16 protein-coding genes and 11 tRNA genes are annotated in these 20,784 nt (G+C 43.5%); 26 read left to right on the plus strand and 1 reads right to left on the minus strand.

The features are described 5' to 3' along the window. Nucleotides 1–120: 120 nt before the first annotated feature. The 25 genes from D8785_RS08035 (at nt 121) to purH (ending at nt 18,118) form a co-directional block, all read left to right on the plus strand. A tRNA-Gly gene (locus tag D8785_RS08035) sits at nt 121–192 on the plus strand. 7 nt (nt 193–199) lie between these two features. Then, nucleotides 200–285 (plus strand) — tRNA-Leu (locus D8785_RS08040). Nucleotides 286–306: 21 nt separating this feature from the next. Further along, nucleotides 307–380, plus strand: a tRNA-Arg gene (locus D8785_RS08045). A 36-nt stretch (nt 381–416) separates the two neighbouring features. After that, nucleotides 417–490, plus strand: a tRNA-Arg gene (locus D8785_RS08050). A gap of 19 nt (nt 491–509) precedes the next feature. Further along, a tRNA-Pro gene (locus tag D8785_RS08055) sits at nt 510–583 on the plus strand. A gap of 5 nt (nt 584–588) precedes the next feature. After that, a tRNA-Met gene (locus D8785_RS08060) sits at nt 589–662 on the plus strand. 16 nt (nt 663–678) lie between these two features. After that, nucleotides 679–752: transfer RNA gene (locus D8785_RS08065), tRNA-Ile, on the plus strand. 9 nt (nt 753–761) lie between these two features. Beyond that, nucleotides 762–851, plus strand: a tRNA-Ser gene (locus D8785_RS08070). 9 nt (nt 852–860) lie between these two features. Further along, a tRNA-Met gene (locus tag D8785_RS08075) sits at nt 861–934 on the plus strand. A gap of 4 nt (nt 935–938) precedes the next feature. Further along, nucleotides 939–1,012: transfer RNA gene (locus D8785_RS08080), tRNA-Phe, on the plus strand. A 38-nt stretch (nt 1,013–1,050) separates the two neighbouring features. Further along, nucleotides 1,051–1,138 (plus strand) — tRNA-Ser (locus tag D8785_RS08085). Nucleotides 1,139–1,282: 144 nt separating this feature from the next. After that, on the plus strand, nt 1,283–2,566 hold the full coding sequence (gene pcsB, locus D8785_RS08090) for a peptidoglycan hydrolase PcsB (protein WP_125375088.1): 1,284 nt from the start codon (nt 1,283–1,285) through the stop codon (nt 2,564–2,566). 160 nt (nt 2,567–2,726) lie between these two features. Continuing rightward, nucleotides 2,727–3,701, plus strand: coding sequence for a ribose-phosphate diphosphokinase (locus D8785_RS08095; RefSeq protein WP_125375089.1), 975 nt, complete (start codon nt 2,727–2,729; stop codon nt 3,699–3,701). 356 nt (nt 3,702–4,057) lie between these two features. After that, a complete protein-coding gene (locus D8785_RS08105; protein WP_125375090.1) occupies nt 4,058–4,435 on the plus strand; it encodes an LPKTxAVK-anchored surface protein in 378 nt (125 codons plus the stop codon). A gap of 95 nt (nt 4,436–4,530) precedes the next feature. Then, nucleotides 4,531–5,394, plus strand: a complete 864-nt coding sequence (gene srtB / locus D8785_RS08110) for a class B sortase, LPKTxAVK-specific (protein WP_023024851.1) — start codon at nt 4,531–4,533, stop codon at nt 5,392–5,394. Nucleotides 5,395–5,569: 175 nt separating this feature from the next. Beyond that, a complete protein-coding gene (locus D8785_RS08115; RefSeq protein ID WP_125375091.1) occupies nt 5,570–6,751 on the plus strand; it encodes a pyridoxal phosphate-dependent aminotransferase in 1,182 nt (393 codons plus the stop codon). Further along, nucleotides 6,735–7,514, plus strand: a complete 780-nt coding sequence (gene recO / locus D8785_RS08120; protein WP_125375092.1) for a DNA repair protein RecO — start codon at nt 6,735–6,737, stop codon at nt 7,512–7,514. The genes D8785_RS08115 and recO overlap by 17 nt, the downstream gene beginning before the upstream one ends. Continuing rightward, a complete protein-coding gene (gene plsX / locus D8785_RS08125) occupies nt 7,511–8,515 on the plus strand; it encodes a phosphate acyltransferase PlsX (protein ID WP_125375093.1) in 1,005 nt (334 codons plus the stop codon). Before recO ends, plsX begins: the two co-directional genes overlap by 4 nt. Continuing rightward, on the plus strand, nt 8,512–8,757 hold the full coding sequence (locus D8785_RS08130; protein WP_117745159.1) for a phosphopantetheine-binding protein: 246 nt from the start codon (nt 8,512–8,514) through the stop codon (nt 8,755–8,757). The genes plsX and D8785_RS08130 overlap by 4 nt, the downstream gene beginning before the upstream one ends. A 169-nt stretch (nt 8,758–8,926) precedes the next feature. Beyond that, nucleotides 8,927–9,634 carry a phosphoribosylaminoimidazolesuccinocarboxamide synthase gene (gene purC, locus D8785_RS08135; protein ID WP_125375094.1) on the plus strand — a complete coding sequence of 236 codons (708 nt, stop codon included), beginning with the start codon at nt 8,927–8,929 and terminating at the stop codon, nt 9,632–9,634. 50 nt (nt 9,635–9,684) lie between these two features. Beyond that, nucleotides 9,685–13,410 carry a phosphoribosylformylglycinamidine synthase gene (locus tag D8785_RS08140; protein WP_125375095.1) on the plus strand — a complete coding sequence of 1,242 codons (3,726 nt, stop codon included), beginning with the start codon at nt 9,685–9,687 and terminating at the stop codon, nt 13,408–13,410. Nucleotides 13,411–13,422: 12 nt separating this feature from the next. Next, a complete protein-coding gene (gene purF, locus D8785_RS08145; RefSeq protein WP_117745156.1) occupies nt 13,423–14,862 on the plus strand; it encodes an amidophosphoribosyltransferase in 1,440 nt (479 codons plus the stop codon). Nucleotides 14,863–14,926: 64 nt separating this feature from the next. Further along, the gene (gene purM, locus D8785_RS08150) at nt 14,927–15,949 is read left to right on the plus strand and encodes a phosphoribosylformylglycinamidine cyclo-ligase (protein WP_125375096.1); all 1,023 of its coding nucleotides are present in this window, start codon (nt 14,927–14,929) and stop codon (nt 15,947–15,949) included. Continuing rightward, nucleotides 15,949–16,503, plus strand: coding sequence for a phosphoribosylglycinamide formyltransferase (gene purN, locus D8785_RS08155; protein WP_125375097.1), 555 nt, complete (start codon nt 15,949–15,951; stop codon nt 16,501–16,503). The genes purM and purN overlap by 1 nt, the downstream gene beginning before the upstream one ends. Before the next feature lie 67 nt (nt 16,504–16,570). Next, on the plus strand, nt 16,571–18,118 hold the full coding sequence (gene purH, locus D8785_RS08160; RefSeq protein WP_125375098.1) for a bifunctional phosphoribosylaminoimidazolecarboxamide formyltransferase/IMP cyclohydrolase: 1,548 nt from the start codon (nt 16,571–16,573) through the stop codon (nt 18,116–18,118). A 55-nt stretch (nt 18,119–18,173) separates the two neighbouring features. Here the strand turns inward: purH and D8785_RS08165 are convergent, their stop codons facing one another. Further along, nucleotides 18,174–19,178, minus strand: a complete 1,005-nt coding sequence (locus D8785_RS08165; protein WP_260469879.1) for a GBS Bsp-like repeat-containing protein — start codon at nt 19,176–19,178, stop codon at nt 18,174–18,176. A gap of 194 nt (nt 19,179–19,372) precedes the next feature. Here D8785_RS08165 and purD point away from each other — a divergent pair, with 194 nt between their 5' ends. Next, complete coding sequence (gene purD / locus D8785_RS08170) at nt 19,373–20,638, plus strand: phosphoribosylamine--glycine ligase (protein WP_125375100.1); 1,266 nt, start codon at nt 19,373–19,375, stop codon at nt 20,636–20,638. The last annotated feature ends 146 nt before the right edge of the window (nt 20,639–20,784 follow it).

Consider the following 20,784-nt stretch of genomic DNA (forward strand, 5'->3'; position numbering starts at 1 on the left):
TAGAGCATCTGATTTGTAATCAGAGGGTCGCGTGTTCAAGTCATAGAGCATCTGATTTGTAATCAGAGGGTCGCGTGTTCAAGTCATGTAGCCGGCATTTTTTTATATAAAGAAACAGATGCGAACGTAGTTCAGTGGTAGAACACCACCTTGCCAAGGTGGGGGTCGCGGGTTCGAATCCCGTCGTTCGCTTGAGGAGGCCGGGGTGGCGGAACTGGCAGACGCACAGGACTTAAAATCCTGCGATTGGTAACGATCGTACCGGTTCGATTCCGGTCCTCGGCATAGACTTAGGTTGGAGAAGAAGCACCCTTAGCTCAACTGGATAGAGTACCTGACTACGAATCAGGCGGTTAGAGGTTCGACTCCTCTAGGGTGCATGGTCGGAAGACTATGTAAGAATTGAATAAGAACGAGCACCCTTAGCTCAACTGGATAGAGTACCTGACTACGAATCAGGCGGTTAGAGGTTCGACTCCTCTAGGGTGCATAAAGCATAAGCTTTAGTTCGGGAAGTAGCTCAGCTTGGTAGAGTACTTGGTTTGGGACCAAGGTGTCGCAGGTTCGAATCCTGTCTTCCCGATTTATGGCGGTGTAGCTCAGCTGGCTAGAGCGTCCGGTTCATACCCGGGAGGTCGGGGGTTCGATCCCCTTCGCCGCTATACTATTGATCTTGTCGGACCTTTAGCTCAGCTGGTTAGAGCTCTCGGCTCATAACCGAGTGGTCGTAGGTTCAAGTCCTACAAGGTCCATAATTAGCTGGAGGATTACCCAAGTCCGGCTGAAGGGAACGGTCTTGAAAACCGTCAGGCGTGTAAAAGCGTGCGTGGGTTCGAATCCCACATCCTCCTTAATATTAACGCGGGATGGAGCAGCTCGGTAGCTCGTCGGGCTCATAACCCGAAGGTCGTAGGTTCAAATCCTGCTCCCGCAATATTTGGCTCGGTAGCTCAGTTGGTAGAGCAATGGATTGAAGCTCCATGTGTCGGCGGTTCGATTCCGTCTCGCGTAAGCGTGAGGTCGGTGGTTCGAGTCCACTCGTGCCCATTAGGAGAATTACTCAAGAGGCTGAAGAGGACGGTTTGCTAAATCGTTAGGTCGGGTAACCGGCGCGGGGGTTCGAATCCCCCATTCTCCGTATAAAATTAAGTTAGCTTTCTAGCTAACTTTTTTTGTTATTTTAATACATCAATAGAAATAAAAATGTAACAAAGGCGTAACATAAAATCTTTTTTTTTCTGTTATACTAGTTAGTGTCTTATATGAAGGAGTCTTTTATTTTATGAAGAAAAAATTATTAACGACTATTTTACTTAGTACAGTTGCTTTATCACAAGTAGGTACAGTTATTTCTGTAGGAGCTGATTCTACTGATGATAAAATCGCAGCACAAGATAGTAAGATTGCTGATTTGAGTTCAAAAGAACAAAGTGCTCAAGCAGAAGTTGATCAAATTCAATCTCAAGTTTCTGAAATCAAAAAACAACAAGAAACTCTTAAAGCCGAGAATGAACGTTTGAATGAAGAGTCTGCTCGTCTCTCTGCTGAGATTGAAGAACTCTCTAAAAACATTGTTGCTCGTCAAGAATCATTGGCGAACCAAGCACGTAGTGCTCAAACAACAGGAACTGCTACAAGTTACATTAACGCTATTGTAAGTTCTGGTTCTTTGACTGAAGCTATTTCACGTGTTTCTGCAATGAATGAAATTGCTAGCGCCAACAACAAAATGCTCGAAGAGCAAAAACGCGATAAAGAAGCAATTGACGCTAAGCAAAAAGAAAACAATGAAGCGATCAACACTGTTATTGCTAACCAACAAAAATTAGATGAAGATTCGCAAGCATTGACAACTAAAGAAGCTGAGTTGAAGGTTGCACAATTGAATTTGGCAGCTGAAAAATCAACTGCAGAAAATGAAAAGAATGCTTTGCTTGCAGAAAAAGCGGCTGCAGAGAAAGCAGCAGCTGAAGCAGCAGCAGCTGAAGCAGCATACCGCGCACAACAAGAAGAGCAACGTAAGGCTGTAGAAGCATCTGCTAATACGAACTTGCAAGCACAAGTTCAAGCTGCTACTCAAACACCAGCAGCTGAAGCAGCACAACCTCAAGCAACTGTTTCAACTCCTGCAGCACCAGCAGTTCAAACTCAAACTGTTTCAACTCCTGCAGCACCAGCAGTTCAAACTCAAACTGTTGCTACACCTGCAGCAACTAGTCGTCCAACATACAGCAGTTCTGCAAGTTCATATCCAGTAGGTGAATGTACTTGGGGTGCGAAAGTATTGGCTCCTTGGGCTGGTGATTACTGGGGTAATGGAGCGCAGTGGGCTGCAAGTGCTGCAGCAGCTGGATTCCGTACTGGTAGCCAACCACAAGTCGGCGCTATTGCTTGTTGGAATGACGGTGGATATGGACACGTAGCAGTGGTTACAGCTGTTCAGTCAACTACAAGTATCCAAGTATCTGAATCTAACTACTTAGGTATCCGTAGCATTGGGAACTACCGTGGATGGTTTAACCCAGTTAATGCACAAGGAACAGTTACTTATATCTATCCAAACTAAGAATTTGAAACACCCGCTTTTAGTGGGTGTTTTTTATTATAGTTACTATTTTAATTTTTGGTGGATTATGGATTGAAAAATCATGTAAAAAGGGTTACAATGGGTAAGGAGAAGATTTGTACAATTCGTACATTGTGGTTAAATTTATGTGGAGGAAATCATGTCGTTTTCGGATTTAATGCTGTTCGCTTTATCTTCTAACCAAGATTTGGCTGAACGTGTCTCTAAGGAGATGGGATTGCCACTTGGTAAGTCGACCGTACGTCAATTTTCAGATGGGGAAATCCAGGTCAATATTGAGGAGTCTATTCGTGGTAAAGAGGTTTATATTCTTCAGTCTACGAGCTCTCCTGTAAATGATAATTTAATGGAAATTTTGATCATGGTAGACGCTTTAAAACGTGCCAGTGCTCAAACCATTAATGTAGTGATGCCCTATTATGGGTATGCTCGTCAAGACCGTAAAGCTCGTGCTCGTGAGCCGATTACATCCAAATTAGTTGCCAATATGTTAGAGATTGCTGGTGTTGATCGTCTTTTAACAATTGATTTACATGCAGCTCAGATTCAAGGGTTCTTTGATATTCCGGTGGATCATTTGATGGGGGCTCCATTGATTGCAGACTACTTTGAACGTCGTGGTATGGTTGGTTCTGACTATGTGGTAGTAAGTCCGGACCACGGTGGTGTGACTCGTGCTCGTAAGCTAGCCGAATTTTTGAAAACACCGATTGCCATCATTGATAAACGTCGGAGTGTTGATAAGATGAACACCAGTGAAGTCATGAACATCATTGGGAACGTTGAAGGGAAAACTTGTATCCTGATTGACGATATGATCGATACTGCGGGAACAATTTGCCACGCTGCAGATGCACTTGATGAAGCAGGAGCAGTAGAAGTCTATGCTAGCTGTACGCATCCGGTATTGTCTGGCCCAGCTATGGACAATATTCAGAAATCAGCCATTAAGAAGTTGGTAGTATTGGATACCATTTACCTACCTGAAGAACGCTTAATTGATAAAATTGAACAAATCTCTATCGCAAAACTATTGGCAGAAGCGATTATCCGTATCCATGAAAAACGTCCTCTGTCTCCTCTATTTGAAATTGGAAATGCGAAAAAATCTTAAAATGTAAAAAAGAGGTTGTAGAAAGCCTCTTTTTTTAGAAAGGAAAAATATGTTTTTCAACTGGTTAAAAAAAGAAAGTAAGATCAATAATCAGAGGGAGGAGTTGCTGAAAGAAGCACAAAAAAATGAGGATAGATTGGATCCTTGTCTCCCCAAAAAGACCTTGCCAAAAAGTGGTGCAATCAAATAGAGTAAGGAAAATGCCTTAGAAAATCAAATAGTTTGTTTCCTAAAAAAAATTAAAAAAATTTTAAAATTAGCTAAAAAATTTGTTGACAGATATATGATATAGTAGTATACTTAAACTAGTTACGAAGTAACGAAATATTTTTAAAATGAAAAAAGGAGATAAAACAATGAAAAAAGTTTTATTATCATCAGTAGCAGCACTTGCAGTATTTGCAGCAGCAGCACCAGTTTTCGCTAACGACGGCCATGTTCACACAGGAAGTCTTGATAACCAAGAAGTTGTTAAAGGAGAGCAATTCTTCACTGATAACGAAGGTGGTCTTACTCAAGCAGCTAAAGACGGTCTTAACAATGTTGATGCTGAATCAACTGAAGCTAAATTCAATGAAAATGGCGAAAAACTTGTACCTGTACCAGGTAAACCAGGTGAATTCGTAGTTGAAGGTTCAGCTAAAGATGCTAAAAAAGAAGCTAAAAAAGAAGACGCTAAAGCTCCAGCAGCAGCAGGACAAAAAACTCTTCCAAAAACAAGCGCAGTTAAATAATTTAATTATTAATTAGCTCATAAAAATACACTGGGTCCTTGGGCTCAGTGTATTTTTTAGAAAAAATCGAATACTTATTAGGAGAATTCTAATTTATGAAACGAGCAGAGAAACAGACGACTTCCAAAGGAAAGGGATTGGGAATTCTTTTTGCCTTAGTAGCCGTTGTAGCACTTGTTCTTGGGTTTATTTTCTTTAATCCATTTGGTAAACAAAAATCCACATCGACACATCAGGAAACTGCGAAATCGACAAGCGGTTCGACTAGTTCTAAACAAGAGGTAAAATATACCCCTAGTCAAGAGGAGAAAGATTACCTAGCAAATCGTTTTGCTCAATTTACTGCAGTTAATCCAGAGACGATTGCCTATGTTTATGCTCCTGGTACGGAGTTAGATGAGCCAGTAGTTCAAACAGGTGATAATGCTACTTACTTGGATAAAACTTTTGATGGTGGCTATCAACCGTATTTAGGTACGGTTTTCATGGATACGGATAACAAAAAAGATTTTAGCGATCGGTTGACTTGGTTATTCGGTCATGCTCGTGGGAGCAAGGTTGCAGATCATCGGATGTTTAACGATGTTAACTTCTATGATAACCAAGAGTACTTTGACCAACATCCTTATGTAGTTATTGAAACACCTGAGCGTAAGTATTATTATGAAGCAATGTGCTTGGTCATTGTTCCTGAAACGACTGCTTTCTACCGTACAAGCTTTAAGGATGATGAAGATTTCACTACCCAATTGAAGCATAACTATGAAGGAGCGCGGACAAAGAATCCAAATATCAAAATCAAAGCTTCTGATAAATACCTAGTCTTGTCTACTTGTCGTGAAGAAGATGAAACTATCCGTTCCAATCTCTACCTTCGTCAAATTCCAGATTCAGAAATGAAGGATTTCTTGGCGAAACATGGTGACCAATTGAATTATGTGGCAACACGTGGTCAATAATAAAAAGGATTTGGTAAAATTTATTCAATGAGAGGATTTAGCATGTGCTAAGTCCTTTTTTTGATTTTGATGAGAAAGGTCATTATTGTATCATTTTAGTTGGGACTAGCCCCTTTTTTGCGATGGCTTTCTATTTATAGTATAATGGTGATAGAACTTTTTTTTGGAGGTGGCTATGGATTTAACAAAACGGTTTAATCAAAATTTGAATCGAATCGAGATTTCCTTGATTCGTCAGTTTGACCAAGCCATTTCTTCTATTCCAGGTGTCTTACGATTGACCTTGGGTGAGCCAGATTTTACGACACCAGATCATGTAAAGGAAGCGGCAAAAGCAGCTATTGACGCTAATCAAAGTCATTATACGGGTATGAGTGGCTTATTAGCTCTACGAGAAGCTGCTAGCCAGTTTGTAGCTGAAAAATATAACCTACAGTATCGACCAGAGGATGAAATTTTGGTCACAATTGGAGCAACGGAGGCTCTTTCTGCTACCTTGACCGCTATATTGGAACCTGGAGATGTGGTATTATTACCAGCACCTGCTTATCCTGGTTACGAACCCATTGTTAAACTGATGGGGGCTAGTGTCGTCGAAATCGATACCACTGATAATCGCTTTGTTCTTAGCCCAGAGGCTTTAGAAAAGGCCTTAGAAGAGCAAGGGGATCGCGTTAAGGCGATTATTCTCAACTATCCAGCTAATCCAACAGGTGTCACCTACTCTAAGGAGCAGATGCAGGATTTGGCTAGAGTCTTGAAGAAATATGAAGTTTTTGTCGTTTGTGATGAGGTTTATTCAGAATTAACCTACACAGGTCAGCCTCACGTTTCCTTGGGATCCTATCTACGGGACCAATCCATTATTATCAATGGCTTATCTAAGTCTCATGCTATGACAGGCTGGAGACTCGGTTTTATCTTTGCTCCGGCTCCGTTGATAGCTCAATTAATCAAGAGTCATCAGTACTTGGTGACTGCAGCGGGGACCATGAACCAGTATGCAGCCATTGAAGCCTTAACGGTTGGAAAAGATGATGCAGAGCCGATGAAACGGGAATACATAGAGCGTCGAGATTATATCATCAAAGAAATGTCTGCCATGGGATTTGACATCATCCGCCCAGATGGGGCCTTCTATATCTTTGCTAAGATCCCACAAGGGTATCATCAAGATTCGTTCGATTTTTTGAAGCTCCTAGCCCAAGAAAAGGCCGTTGCCTTTATTCCAGGAATGGCTTTTGGCCCATATGGCGAAGGTTATGTACGCTTGTCTTATGCAGCAAGTATGGAAGTGATCCAAGAAGCGATGAATCGGTTGAAGGAGTTTATGAAAGAACATGCTGGAGAGCATTGAGAGTCGTGGCATTGTCCTCTACCATCGGGATTATCGGGAGGACGATAAGCTGGTTAAAATCTTTACGGAGCAAGCTGGTAAGTTGATGTTTTTCGTGAAACATGCCAATCGTTCTCGGTTGAATGCTATGATCCAACCCTTGACCTTAGCGGATATGTATCTGAAAATCAATGATGACGGACTCAGCTATATCGAAGATATTCATGAGGTCCAAAGTTTCCAAGGGATTAATCAAGATCTTTTTCGTCTTTCCTACGCAACCTATATACTGGCTTTGGCAGATGCTAGTATCCAGGACCGTCAACCTGATCCAGCCTTATTTGCTTTTTTAGAGCAGACCTTGCAATTGATGGATCGGGGCTTGGATTACGAAATCTTGACCAATATTTTTGAAATGCAGATTTTATCCCGATTTGGTGTCGCCTTAAACGTCCATGAGTGTTGTGTCTGTCATAGAGTAGGGTTGCCTTTTGATTTTTCATTCCGATTGGGCGGTGTCCTTTGCCCAGATCATTATGATCGGGACGAAAGACGAGCTCACTGGGATCCAAATGCCCTCTATTTGTTGGATCGTTTTCAAGCTGTAAAATTTAGTGAGTTAGAGACGATTTCCATCCATGATGCGATGAAGAAAGAGTTGAGAAAGTGTCTAGACCAACTCTATGATGAGTATGTAGGTATTCATCTCAAAGCTAAGAAATTTATTGATTCCCTGGGAAGCTGGGGAGAGATCTTAAAAGATCAGTCTGGAGGTAAGAAATGAAAAAAATTGCAGTCGATGCAATGGGTGGAGATCATGCTCCACAGGCCCTAGTAGAAGGGGTCAATCAAGCTATACACGAATTTAAGGATATCGAAGTCATTTTGTACGGAGATGAGGCTAAAATTAAGCAATACTTGACAGCAACTGAGCGGGTATCCATCGTCCATACAGATGAGAAAATCAATTCAGATGATGAGCCTACTCGTGCCATTCGTCGGAAAAAGCAAGCCAGCATGGTCTTAGCAGCGCATGCGGTTAAGAATGGGGAAGCGGATGCCATGCTTTCTGCGGGAAATACAGGAGCGCTTTTGGCCTCTGGTTACTTTATCGTCGGTCGGATCAAGGTTATTGATCGTCCAGGCTTGATGTCGACTCTTCCTACCCTTGATGGGAAGGGTTATGATATGCTGGATCTGGGGGCAAATGCTGAAAATACACCAACACATTTGCACCAATATGCGATTATGGGAGCCTATTATGCAGAGAATGTTCGTGGAATTAAGCGACCTCGTATCGGTCTCTTAAATAACGGAACTGAGGAAAGCAAGGGAGATCCCCTCCGCAAGGAGACCTATCAATTGTTAGCAGCGGATCCTTCTCTCAATTTTGTAGGAAATGTGGAAGCCCGTGACTTGATGGATGGAGTTGCTGATGTTATTGTTACAGATGGATTTACAGGAAATGCTGTCCTTAAGACCATGGAAGGTACTGCTTTGGGGCTCTTTAAACAGTTGAAAACAGTCCTGAGTGGTGGTGGCTTGAAGGCTAAGATTGGTGCCTTCCTCTTGAAGAATGATTTACGAGGTTTGAAAAAGACGTTGGATTATTCAGATGTTGGAGGTGCGGTCTTGTTTGGCTTGCAAGCCCCTGTCGTAAAAACCCATGGTTCTAGTGATGCCAAGGCAGTCTATAGCACGATTCGCCAGATCCGGACCATGTTAGAAACAGATGTGATTCGTAAGTCTGTGGTTGAATTATCAGAATTGGAGGAAGAGAAATGAGTCGTCGTCAAGAAATTTTTAAACTAGTTGAAGGGTTGATCAAAGATCATAAAGGATCTGAGTATGAGGTTTCTTTGGATTTGGATTTACGAAAGGACTTAGAAGTGGATTCTGTTGATCTAATGGAATACATTATTTATTTGGAAGAAGCCTACCAAATTGATATCCCAGACAAAGACATTGATGCTATGGCAACCGTGGGAGATATGGTAGACTACGTTTTGAAGAAAACAAGCAAATAAAGTTCGGTTTTTACGGAAGAATAAGGATCTAAAAATAAGAGGTTGAATCTTTTTGATTCAATCTCTTATTATTTTTGTGTTACAAACGAACAAGATACGGATTTAACTTGAAAAAACAACCTCTCTGTGATACACTGTAAGGGATAAAAGATGAAAGGCGAACAAGAAGATGTCCGATCAATTAATTTATACGGGGAAAGCAAAAGATATTTATAGTACAGAAGACGAACATGTGATTAAGTCCGTTTATAAGGACCAGGCCACTATGCTGAATGGAGCTCGCAAAGAGACCATTGAGGGGAAAGGTGTGCTGAATAATCAGATTTCGTCTCTTATTTTTGAAAAATTGAATGCTGCAGGTGTAGCGACACACTTTATCGAGCGTATTTCTGACACCGAACAACTCAACAAGAAAGTGAGCATCATTCCTTTAGAAGTTGTTCTTCGTAACGTGACTGCGGGTTCTTTCTCCAAACGGTTTGGCGTGGAAGAAGGGTTGGACTTGGAAACTCCAATCGTTGAATTTTACTATAAGAACGATGAGTTGGATGATCCATTTATCAATGATGAGCATGTGAAGTTCTTGGACATTGCCAATGATGAGCAAATTGCTTATATCAAGGAAGAAACACGCCGTATCAATGAATTGCTGAAAGATTGGTTTGCACAAATTGGTCTGCGTTTGATTGACTTCAAATTGGAATTTGGTTTTGATAAGGATGGCAAGATTATCTTGGCCGATGAATTTTCACCAGACAACTGCCGTCTTTGGGATGCGGAAGGGCACCATATGGACAAGGATGTTTTCCGTAGGGATTTGGGAAGTTTGACAGATGTTTATCAGGTTGTCTTGGAGAAATTGCAGGGCTTGAAGTAATATTATCTTCGTCTTCAATAACCTATTTGAATAGAAATAAAGGAAGTAAAATGGATAAACGTATTTTCGTTGAGAAAAAAGCTGATTTTCGTGTGAAATCTGACTCTTTAGTAAAAGAATTACAGCATAATCTTCAGTTGAAAACCTTGAAGGATCTTCGGATTGTGCAGGTTTACGATGTCTTTAATTTGGCAGAAGATTTGTTTGCGCGTGCGGAAAAACACATCTTCTCTGAGCAAGTGACCGATACTGTTTTGGATGAAGCTACGATCAAGGCTGATCTTGAGAAGGTCGCTTTCTTTGCTATCGAAAGCTTGCCTGGTCAATTTGACCAACGTGCAGCATCTTCACAAGAAGCTTTACTTTTGCTTGGTAGCTCAAGTGATGTAACGGTTAATACTGCTCAATTGTACTTGGTTAACAAGGACATTGCTGCGAATGAATTGGAAGCTGTCAAGAACTACCTCTTGAACCCAGTGGACTCTCGTTTCAAAGATATCACTGTTGGCATTGCGAAGCAGGATTTCTCTGAGTCTGATAAGACCATTCCAAACTTGGATTTCTTTGAAACTTATACGGCAGAAGAATTTGCTCAATATAAGGCAGAGCAAGGATTGGCCATGGAAGTGGACGACCTGCTCTTCATCCAAGACTATTTCAAGTCAATTGGACGGGTTCCAACGGAGACGGAGCTTAAGGTTTTGGATACTTACTGGTCTGACCACTGCCGTCACACAACGTTCGAGACTGAGTTGAAAAACATCGACTTCTCAGCTTCTAAATTCCAAAAACAATTGCAAGCGACTTATGACAAATACATTGCCATGCGTGATGAGTTGGGACGTACGGAAAAACCTCAAACCTTGATGGATATGGCGACTATTTTTGGTCGTTATGAGCGTGCCAATGGTCGTTTGGATGACATGGAAGTGTCTGATGAAATCAATGCCTGCTCAGTTGAAATTGAAGTGGATGTCAATGGTGTCAAAGAACCATGGCTCCTCATGTTCAAAAACGAAACCCACAACCACCCAACGGAGATTGAACCATTTGGTGGGGCAGCTACTTGTATCGGCGGTGCCATTCGTGACCCCTTGTCAGGTCGTTCCTACGTTTACCAAGCCATGCGTATTTCAGGTGCTGGTGATATTACAGCGCCGATTTCCGAAACGCGTGCTGGGAAATTGCCACAACAAGTGATTTCTAAAACAGCAGCTCATGGTTATTCTTCATACGGGAACCAAATTGGTCTTGCAACAACTTATGTTCGTGAATACTTCCACCCAGGTTTCGTTGCCAAGCGTATGGAACTAGGTGCCGTTGTCGGTGCAGCTCCTAAGGAAAATGTAGTTCGTGAAAAACCTGAAGCAGGTGATGTGATTATCTTGCTCGGTGGGAAGACTGGACGTGATGGTGTCGGTGGTGCGACAGGTTCTTCTAAAGTTCAAACGGTTGAATCGGTTGAAACTGCTGGTGCTGAGGTTCAAAAAGGGAATGCTATCGAAGAACGGAAGATTCAACGTCTTTTCCGTAATGGGGATGTGACCCGTCTGATCAAGAAATCAAATGACTTTGGAGCTGGTGGTGTCTGTGTGGCTATCGGTGAATTGGCAGATGGTCTTGAAATTGATCTAGACAAAGTGCCATTGAAATACCAAGGTTTGAACGGAACCGAAATTGCCATTTCTGAATCTCAAGAACGGATGGCTGTAGTGGTTCGTCCAGAAGACGTAGAGGCCTTCGTTTCTGAATGTAACAAAGAAAATATTGATGCAGTTGTCGTTGCAACTGTGACGGAAAAACCAAATTTGGTTATGCACTGGAATGGCCAAACCATCGTTGATTTGGAACGTCGTTTCCTTGATACAAACGGAGTACGGGTAGTTGTCGATGCCAAGGTGGTTGACAAGGATGTCAAGCTTCCAGAAGAACGCCAAACATCTGCTGAAACCCTTGAAGCAGACACTCTTGAAGTCTTGGCTGACCTGAACCATGCTAGTCAAAAAGGATTGCAAACTATCTTTGATAGCTCAGTTGGTCGTTCAACAGTCAATCACCCACTTGGTGGTCGCTACCAAATCACACCAACGGAAGCTTCTGTTCAGAAATTGCCAGTCCAACATGGCGTGACTCATACTGCGTCTGTTATGGCACAAGGATTTAACCCATACATCGCAGAATGGTCTCCATATCATGGAGCTGCATATGCGGTCATCGAAGCAACTGCTCGTTTGGTTGCTGCTGGTGCAAACTGGTCTAAGGCTCGTTTCTCTTACCAAGAGTACTTCGAGCGGATGGATAAACAAGCAGAGCGTTTTGGTCAACCAGTAGCTGCTCTTCTTGGATCTATTGAAGCTCAGATTCAACTTGGTTTGCCATCTATTGGTGGTAAGGACTCTATGTCAGGTACCTTTGAAGAATTGACAGTACCACCAACCTTGGTTGCTTTTGGGGTGACAACTGCAGACAGCCGTAAGGTTCTTTCTCCAGAATTTAAGGCTGCTGGTGAACATATCTACTACATCCCAGGTCAAGCTTTAACCCAAGAGATTGACTTTGATCTCATCAAGTCTAACTTTGCTCAATTTGAAGCCATTCAAAAGGCTCACAAAGTGACAGCAGCATCAGCTGTCAAATATGGTGGTGTCCTTGAAGCTCTTGCCCTTGCAAGCTTTGGGAACCATATTGGTGCCACTGTTCAATTAGCTGATCTTGACACCAGCTTGACAGCTCAATTAGGCGGATTTGTCTTCACATCTCCTGAAGAAATTGCAGGTGTTGAGAAGATTGGACAAACAGTTGCAGACTTTACACTGCTTGTCAACGGTGTAACGCTTGATGGACACCAGCTTGACAGTGCCTTCCAAGGTAAATTGGAAGAAGTTTACCCTACTGAGTTTGAACAGGCTACTGAACTGGAAGAAGTACCTGCTATTGCATCAAATCCTGTGATCAAAGCTAAAGAAACAGTGGAGACACCAGTGGTTTACATTCCAGTATTTCCAGGGACCAACTCGGAATACGACTCCGCTAAGGCCTTTGAAAAAGAAGGTGCCAAAGTCAACTTGGTACCATTTGTAACACTGAATGAAGAAGCGATTGTCAAGTCGGTTGACACCATGGTTGACAATATCGAAAAAGCCAACATTATCTTCTTTGCGGGTGGCTTCTCAGCAGCGGATGAACCAGATGGATCTGCTAAATTTATCGTCAACATCTTGCTCAATGAAAAAGTGCGTGCTGCTATTGATAGCTTCATCGAACGTGGTGGTTTGATCATCGGTATCTGTAATGGATTCCAAGCCCTTGTTAAATCAGGTCTCCTTCCATACGGTAACTTTGAAGATGCAAGCAGTACCAGTCCAACCCTTTTCTACAACGATGCCAACCAACACGTGGCGAAGATGGTGGAAACACGGATTGCAAACACGAACTCACCATGGCTTGCTGGCGTGGAAGTTGGTGACATCCATGCTATCCCAGTATCACACGGTGAAGGGAAGTTTGTCGTGACAGCTGAGGAATTTGCAGAGCTTCGTGACAATGGTCAAATTTTTAGCCAATACGTTGACTTCGAAGGAAAACCTAGCATGGATTCTAAATACAATCCAAATGGTTCTGTCCATGCGATTGAAGGAATCACTAGCAAGAACGGTCAAATCATTGGGAAGATGGGACACTCAGAACGTTTCGAAGACGGTCTCTTCCAAAATATTCCAGGAAATAAAGACCAGCATCTCTTTGCATCAGCGGTTCAATATTTTACTGGAAAATAAAAGGTATACAACATGACATACGAAGTAAAATCTCTTAATGAAGAGTGTGGAGTATTTGGGATTTGGGGACATCCAGACGCTGCGAAACTCACCTATTTTGGCCTTCACAGTCTCCAACACCGGGGACAAGAGGGGGCAGGAATCCTGGCCAATGATCAAGGAACCTTGAGACGCCATCGGGATACCGGTCTGCTTTCAGAAGTCTTTCGAAATCCTTTAAATCTGGAAAAATTGACAGGAAGTTCTGCTATTGGGCATGTTCGCTATGCGACAGCAGGGGAAGCTTCGGTGGATAACATCCAACCCTTCCTCTTCCGCTTTCAAGATACCCAATTTGGTCTGGCCCATAATGGAAATTTGACCAATGCCCAATCGCTCAAATCTGAATTAGAAAAAAATGGAGCCATCTTTAGCTCAACCTCTGACTCAGAAATTTTAGCTCACTTGATTCGTCGGAGCCACAACCCTTCCTTTATGGGAAAAATCAAGGAAGCACTCAATACGGTCAAAGGTGGTTTTGCTTATCTGATGCTGTTTGAAGATAAGCTAATCGCAGCTCTGGACCCAAATGGTTTCCGTCCTCTATCCATCGGAAAAATGTCTAATGGAGCCTTGGTTGTTTCTTCTGAAACCTGTGCTTTTGAGGTTATTGGAGCAGAATGGATTCGAGATGTGCATCCTGGCGAGCTAGTTATCTTTGATGAAAATGGCATTACCTATGATCGTTATACGGATGATACCCAACTGGCGATTTGTTCCATGGAGTATATCTATTTTGCCCGTCCTGATTCCAATATCCAAGGGGTTAATGTCCATACGGCTCGCAAGCGGATGGGAGCACAGTTGGCACGAGAATTTAAGAACCAAGCAGATATTGTAGTGGGGGTTCCCAACTCCTCTCTCAGTGCTGCTATGGGCTTTGCGGAAGAATCTGGTTTACCAAATGAAATGGGCTTGATCAAGAATCAGTATGTCCAACGGACCTTTATTCAACCGACTCAGGAATTGCGGGAACAAGGGGTGCGAATGAAGCTCTCTGCTGTATCTGGTGTCGTGAAAGGCAAACGAGTTGTCATGATTGATGACTCTATCGTGCGTGGAACCACCTCTCGTCGGATTGTGAAATTGTTGAAAGAAGCAGGGGCTACAGAAGTCCATGTGGCAATTGCCAGCCCAGCTTTGGCTTATCCATGTTTCTACGGAATTGATATTCAGAGCCGTGAAGAGCTGATTGCAGCCAATCATACAGTAGAGGAAACTTGTGAGATTATCGGTGCGGATAGTTTGACTTATTTATCTGTTGAGGGCTTGATTGATTCTATAGGGATTGATACCGATGCACCAAACGGTGGCCTTTGTGTGGCTTACTTCGATGGGAAATATCCAACCCCTTTGTATGACTACGAAGAACGCTATTTGGAAAGCTTGAATGAGCAGACATCCTTTTATTAGGAATTTTTGAAAGTGAATCTGTCCATTCACAGTAGGATCTAGAAACGGAAAAAGGAATAAACAAATGACAAATAAGAATGCATACGCCCAGTCTGGTGTAGACGTTGAAGCAGGTTATGAAGTTGTTGAACGGATCAAAAAACACGTGGCACGTACAGAGCGTGCAGGTGTCATGGGAGCTCTAGGTGGTTTCGGTGGCATGTTTGACCTTTCAAAAACGGGTGTCAAAGAGCCTGTTCTAATTTCAGGAACTGACGGTGTCGGTACCAAACTCATGCTGGCTATCAAGTACGACAAGCACGATACCATCGGTCAAGACTGTGTGGCCATGTGTGTCAACGACATCATCGCTGCAGGTGCAGAGCCACTCTACTTCCTCGATTATGTAGCGACTGGGAAGAATGAACCAGCTAAGCTAGAACAAGTGGTTGCTGGTGTGGCCGAAGGGTGTGTGCAAGCTGGTGCAGCCCTTATCGGTGGGGAAACGGCTGAAATGCCTGGTATGTACGGTGAAGACGACTATGACTTGGCTGGTTTTGCAGTCGGTGTTGCTGAAAAAAGCCAAATCATCGATGGTTCAAAAGTAGCTGCAGGTGATGTCCTTCTTGGTCTCGCTTCAAGCGGTATCCACTCAAATGGTTACTCTCTGGTGCGTCGTGTCTTTGCGGATTACACAGGGGAAGAAATCTTACCAGAATTGGATGGCAAAAAACTCAAAGACGTTCTTTTGGAGCCAACTCGTATCTATGTCAAAGCTGTTTTGCCACTCATCAAAGAAGAATTGGTCAACGGGATTGCCCATATCACAGGTGGTGGTTTCATCGAAAATGTCCCACGGATGTTCTCAGATGACTTGGCTGCTGAAATTGATGAAAGCAAGGTCCCAGTTCTTCCAATTTTCAAAGCCCTTGAAAAATATGGTGACATCAAACATGAAGAAATGTTTGAAATCTTCAACATGGGGATTGGACTTATGCTTGCGGTGAAACCAGAACATGTGGAACGTGTCAAAGAACTTCTTGACGAACCTGTGTATGAAATCGGTCGAATTGTGAAGAAGACAGATGCTAGTGTGGTGATTAAATAATGGCTAAAAGGATTGCTGTTTTTGCCTCTGGCAACGGCTCAAACTTCCAGGTGATTGCGGAACAATTTCCAGTAGAGTTTGTCTTTTCAGATCATCGGGATGCCTACGTACTGGAGCGAGCAGAAAAGCTTGGGATTTTAAGCTACGCTTTTGAACTCAAGGAGTTTGAGAGCAAGGCAGACTACGAAGCTGCCATTGTCGAGCTTTTGAATGAGCACCAGATTGACCTAGTCTGTCTGGCCGGCTACATGAAAATCGTTGGTCCGACTTTGCTCGCTGCTTACGAGGGTCGTATTATTAACATTCATCCAGCTTACTTGCCAGAATTTCCAGGTGCTCATGGCATTGAGGATGCTTGGAATGCAGGTGTCGACCAGTCTGGCGTGACGATTCACTGGGTGGATTCTGGTGTTGATACAGGTCAGGTCATCAAACAGGTTCGTGTGCCACGCCTAGCAGATGATACCCTTGACACTTTCGAAACCCGCATCCACGAAACAGAGTACAAGCTCTATCCAGAAGTCTTGGATAGTTTAGGAGTAGCGAGAAAATGAGGAAGTGTTAGAGCGGAACGAAAATTTTCGACTGTAGCAGAGAAAGAACTTTAAAAAGGAAAATAAAATGACTAAACGCGCACTAATTAGTGTCTCAGATAAAGCGGGCATCGTTGAATTTGCCCAAGAACTCAAAAAACTCGGTTGGGACATTATCTCAACAGGTGGTACCAAGGTTGCCCTTGACAATGCTGGGGTAGACACTATTGCCATCGATGATGTGACTGGTTTCCCAGAGATGATGGACGGTCGTGTGAAGACTCTCCATCCAAATATCCACGGCGGGATTCTCGCTCGTCGTGACTTGGATAGCCACATTCAAGCAGCCAAGGACAATAAGATTGAATTGATCGACCTTGTTGTGGTAAACCTCTACCCATTCAAGGAGACTATTCTCAAACCAGATGTGACCTATGCGGATGCGGTTGAAAACATCGATATCGGTGGGCCATCCATGCTTCGTTCAGCAGCTAAGAACCACGCTAGCGTGACAGTTGTGGTAGACCCTGCTGACTATGCTGTGGTTTTGGACGAATTGGCAGCCAAGGGCGAAACTACTTATGAAACTCGCCAACGTTTGGCAGCAAAAGTTTTCCGTCACACAGCAGCTTATGATGCCTTGATTGCAGAATACTTTACAGCTCAAGTGGGTGAAACAAAACCTGAAAAACTCACTTTAACTTATGACCTTAAACAAGTCATGCGTTACGGCGAAAACCCTCAACAAGACGCTGATTTCTACCAAAAAGCTTTGCCGACAGACTACTCGATTGCATCCGCTAAACAGCTCAACGGGAAAGAATTGTCCTTCAACAATATCCGCGATGCGGATGCGGCGATTCGGATCATCCGTGATTTCAAAGACCGTCCAACCGTTGTGGCTCTCAAACATATGAACCCATGTGGGATTGGTCAAGCTGACGACATCGAGACCGCATGGGACTACGCTTATCAGTCTGACCCGGTTTCTATCTTTGGTGGGATTGTTGTTCTCAACCGTGAGGTAGATGAAGCGACAGCTGAGAAGATGCATGGTGTTTTCCTTGAAATCATCATCGCGCCAAGCTATACGGATGAAGCGCTAGCCATTTTGACCAACAAAAAGAAAAATTTGCGGATCCTTGCCTTGCCATTTGATGCTCAGGATGCTAGTGAAGTGGAAGCAGAGTACACAGGTGTTGTCGGTGGACTACTCGTGCAAAACCAAGACGTGGTCAAAGAAAGTCCAGCTGACTGGCAAGTGGTAACCAAACGCCAGCCAACGGAGACAGAAGCGACTGCTCTCGAGTTCGCTTGGAAGGCTATCAAGTATGTCAAATCAAACGGTATCATCGTGACCAACGACCACATGACACTTGGTGTCGGTCCTGGTCAAACCAATCGTGTGGCTTCCGTCCGAATTGCCATTGACCAAGCGAAAGACCGTCTTGATGGTGCTGTTCTTGCTTCCGATGCCTTCTTCCCATTTGCGGATAACGTAGAAGAAATTGCCAAAGCAGGTATCAAGGCCATCATCCAACCGGGAGGTTCTGTCCGTGACCAAGAATCTATCGAAGCAGCTGATAAATACGGTTTAACCATGATCTTTACAGGTGTTCGTCACTTCAGACATTAATCAAATAAGGCACTCATCGATTGATGAGTGCCTTTTCTGCTTGATAGAAATACCTTTAATTTGGATAGATATAGCTGACTGTTCCCCAGACAACATTCGTTGGGTCAAACCAGCCACGGAAATTGTTGATGGTCCGATTTCCATTGTAATTGGCTTCCTTCACTTGGATTTTTTGATCATGTTCAACCTCTGTCACGACTGCAACATGGCCATAGCCTCCATTATCCCAGCAGGCGATCGCGCCAACCTCAGGGGTATGTCCTGTCCGGAAGCCTGCAACGCGAGCGCTAGCAGCCCACATGCCACCGTTTCCCCACCAGTTTTGTGACCAAGGAGCCAGCTCTTTTGCTGCCCAGGTACATTCGCCAACGGGATAGTAATTGTCCGGCTGGGTGACCAGTGGATCAACTTTAGCCTGTTCGACCTGAAATGCTGTGGCAAGTAGGCCTTTTAAGTGTCCCTTGTCTTTCTGGTAGACATGGAGATGAAAGGTTCCTTTACCTTTATGTTTTTCGGCATTGAAGGACAATTGGTAGCGACCAGGTGCCGTTCTTTTTGCGGGATACCAGATCAAGTCGTCTTGGCCATCTTGTTCAGACCAGATGGGAAAGAGAACTTCCTCCACATCTTCAAAGAGCTGGAGTTGGATCTCAAATAGCTCTGTAGTGCTAGGTCGGACTGAGATTTTGGGTTGGGAAGATGCGAGGTCTTTTTTCTCAACGATTGTCTGTAGTGGAAACAGCCCTTCAATGTTACCGTTAGAATTGATGCCGTAGACATGGATATGGTAAAGTCCTGCTTGATCCAAATGATTGGTCAGAGGTACGTGCAAATCAAAGCCATTTTCTCCTCGTCGAACAGGATACCAAATGAGATCGTCCTGGCCGTTTTGCTCGGACCAAATGGGGACGCTAACGCTTTGGAAGCGATTTGGAATGGTCCCAAGATGGACAACTAATTGTCCCTTTTCCTTGTAGATGTAATTGACGTTTTGATCTGCTCTTGCAACTTGTGAAGCCCCTGCCCAGAAAAGGCAAGCTGCCAAGAGTAGTTTCTTCATTCCCTGCATAAAACTCCTTTTTTAAAAAATAGTAGAGGTCTCAATTATAATATTCGTAAAAAGGAGTAGAAATTTAAAAAATAATGGAAAAAGTTTGTTTTCTAATGAAAATCATCGTACATTCCTTGAAATATTAGAATAAAACGAACGATTATGATATAATTTAATAAAATAATTCGCAAAAGAGGTTCGAGATGAAACTTTTGGTTGTTGGTTCTGGTGGTCGTGAACATGCGATTGCCAAGAAGTTGTTGGAGTCTAAAGACGTTGAGCAGGTTTTTGTGGCTCCTGGTAATGACGGGATGCGATTAGATGGTCTGGACTTGATCAATATCGGAATTTCCGAACATTCTAAATTAATTGAGTTTGTAAAAGCCAACGATATTGCTTGGTCCTTTATCGGGCCAGATGATGCCCTTGCTGCTGGGATTGTGGATGAGTTCAATGCAGCTGGTCTCAAGGCTTTTGGTCCAACAAGATTAGCAGCAGAGCTAGAGTGGTCTAAGGATTTTGCTAAGGAAATCATGGTCAAATACGGCGTTCCAACAGCAGCTTATGGCACATTTTCAGATTTCGAGGGGGCTAAGGCCTACATCGAAGAGAAAGGCGCTCCAATCGTCGTTAAGGCAGATGGATTGGCTCTTGGGAAAGGTGTTGTCGTTGCGGAGACAGTCGAGCAAGCCGTCGAAGCCGCTCACGAGATGCTTTTGGACAATAAATTCGGTGATTCAGGTGCGCGTGTGGTCATCGAGGAATTCCTTGACGGGGAAGAATTCTCTCTCTTTGCCTTTGTCAATGGGGACAAGTTCTACATCATGCCAACAGCTCAGGACCACAAACGTGCCTACGATGGAGACAAGGGTCCTAACACTGGGGGGATGGGGGCTTACGCGCCAGTTCCTCACTTGCCACAGAGCGTGGTTGACACAGCGGTTGACACCATTGTCAAGCCAGTTCTTGAAGGCATGATTAAAGAAGGTCGCCCCTATCTTGGTGTCCTTTACGCTGGTCTTATCTTGACAGCTGATGGACCCAAAGTCATCGAGTTTAACGCTCGCTTTGGCGATCCTGAGACGCAAATCATCTTGCCTCGATTGACATCTGATTTTGCGCAAAATATCACGGATATTTTATATGGCAAAGAGCCAGCTATCACTTGGACGGACAAGGGTGTGACACTTGGTGTGGTTGTGGCATCAAACGGGTACCCACTGGCTTATGAGAAGGGTGTCAAGCTTCCAGCCAAGACAGAGGGAGACATCATCACCTACTATGCAGGTGCTAAATTAGCTGAAAATGGACAAGACCTTCTTTCAAACGGAGGCCGTGTCTACATGCTGGTCACCACAGCAGAAACCGTCAAAGACGGTCAAAATATCATCTACAGCCAACTCAACAACCAAAACACAGATGGGTTGTTCTACCGTACAGATATCGGTAGCAAGGCAATAAAAGATTAACAGCTACTAAATTTATTGTGGCGAGCGAAAGCGAGCTAAACGAAGATAATGGTCGTTTGATTTGCGAGCGTTAGCGAGCTAGTATAGGATAATCGTCGCAGTAGTGGAACTCCTAGTAGCTCTGCTACTAGGAGCGGAAAACTGGA

The sequence above is a fragment of the Streptococcus australis genome, from assembly GCF_003943615.1.
Lineage (GTDB): Bacteria > Bacillota > Bacilli > Lactobacillales > Streptococcaceae > Streptococcus > Streptococcus australis_C.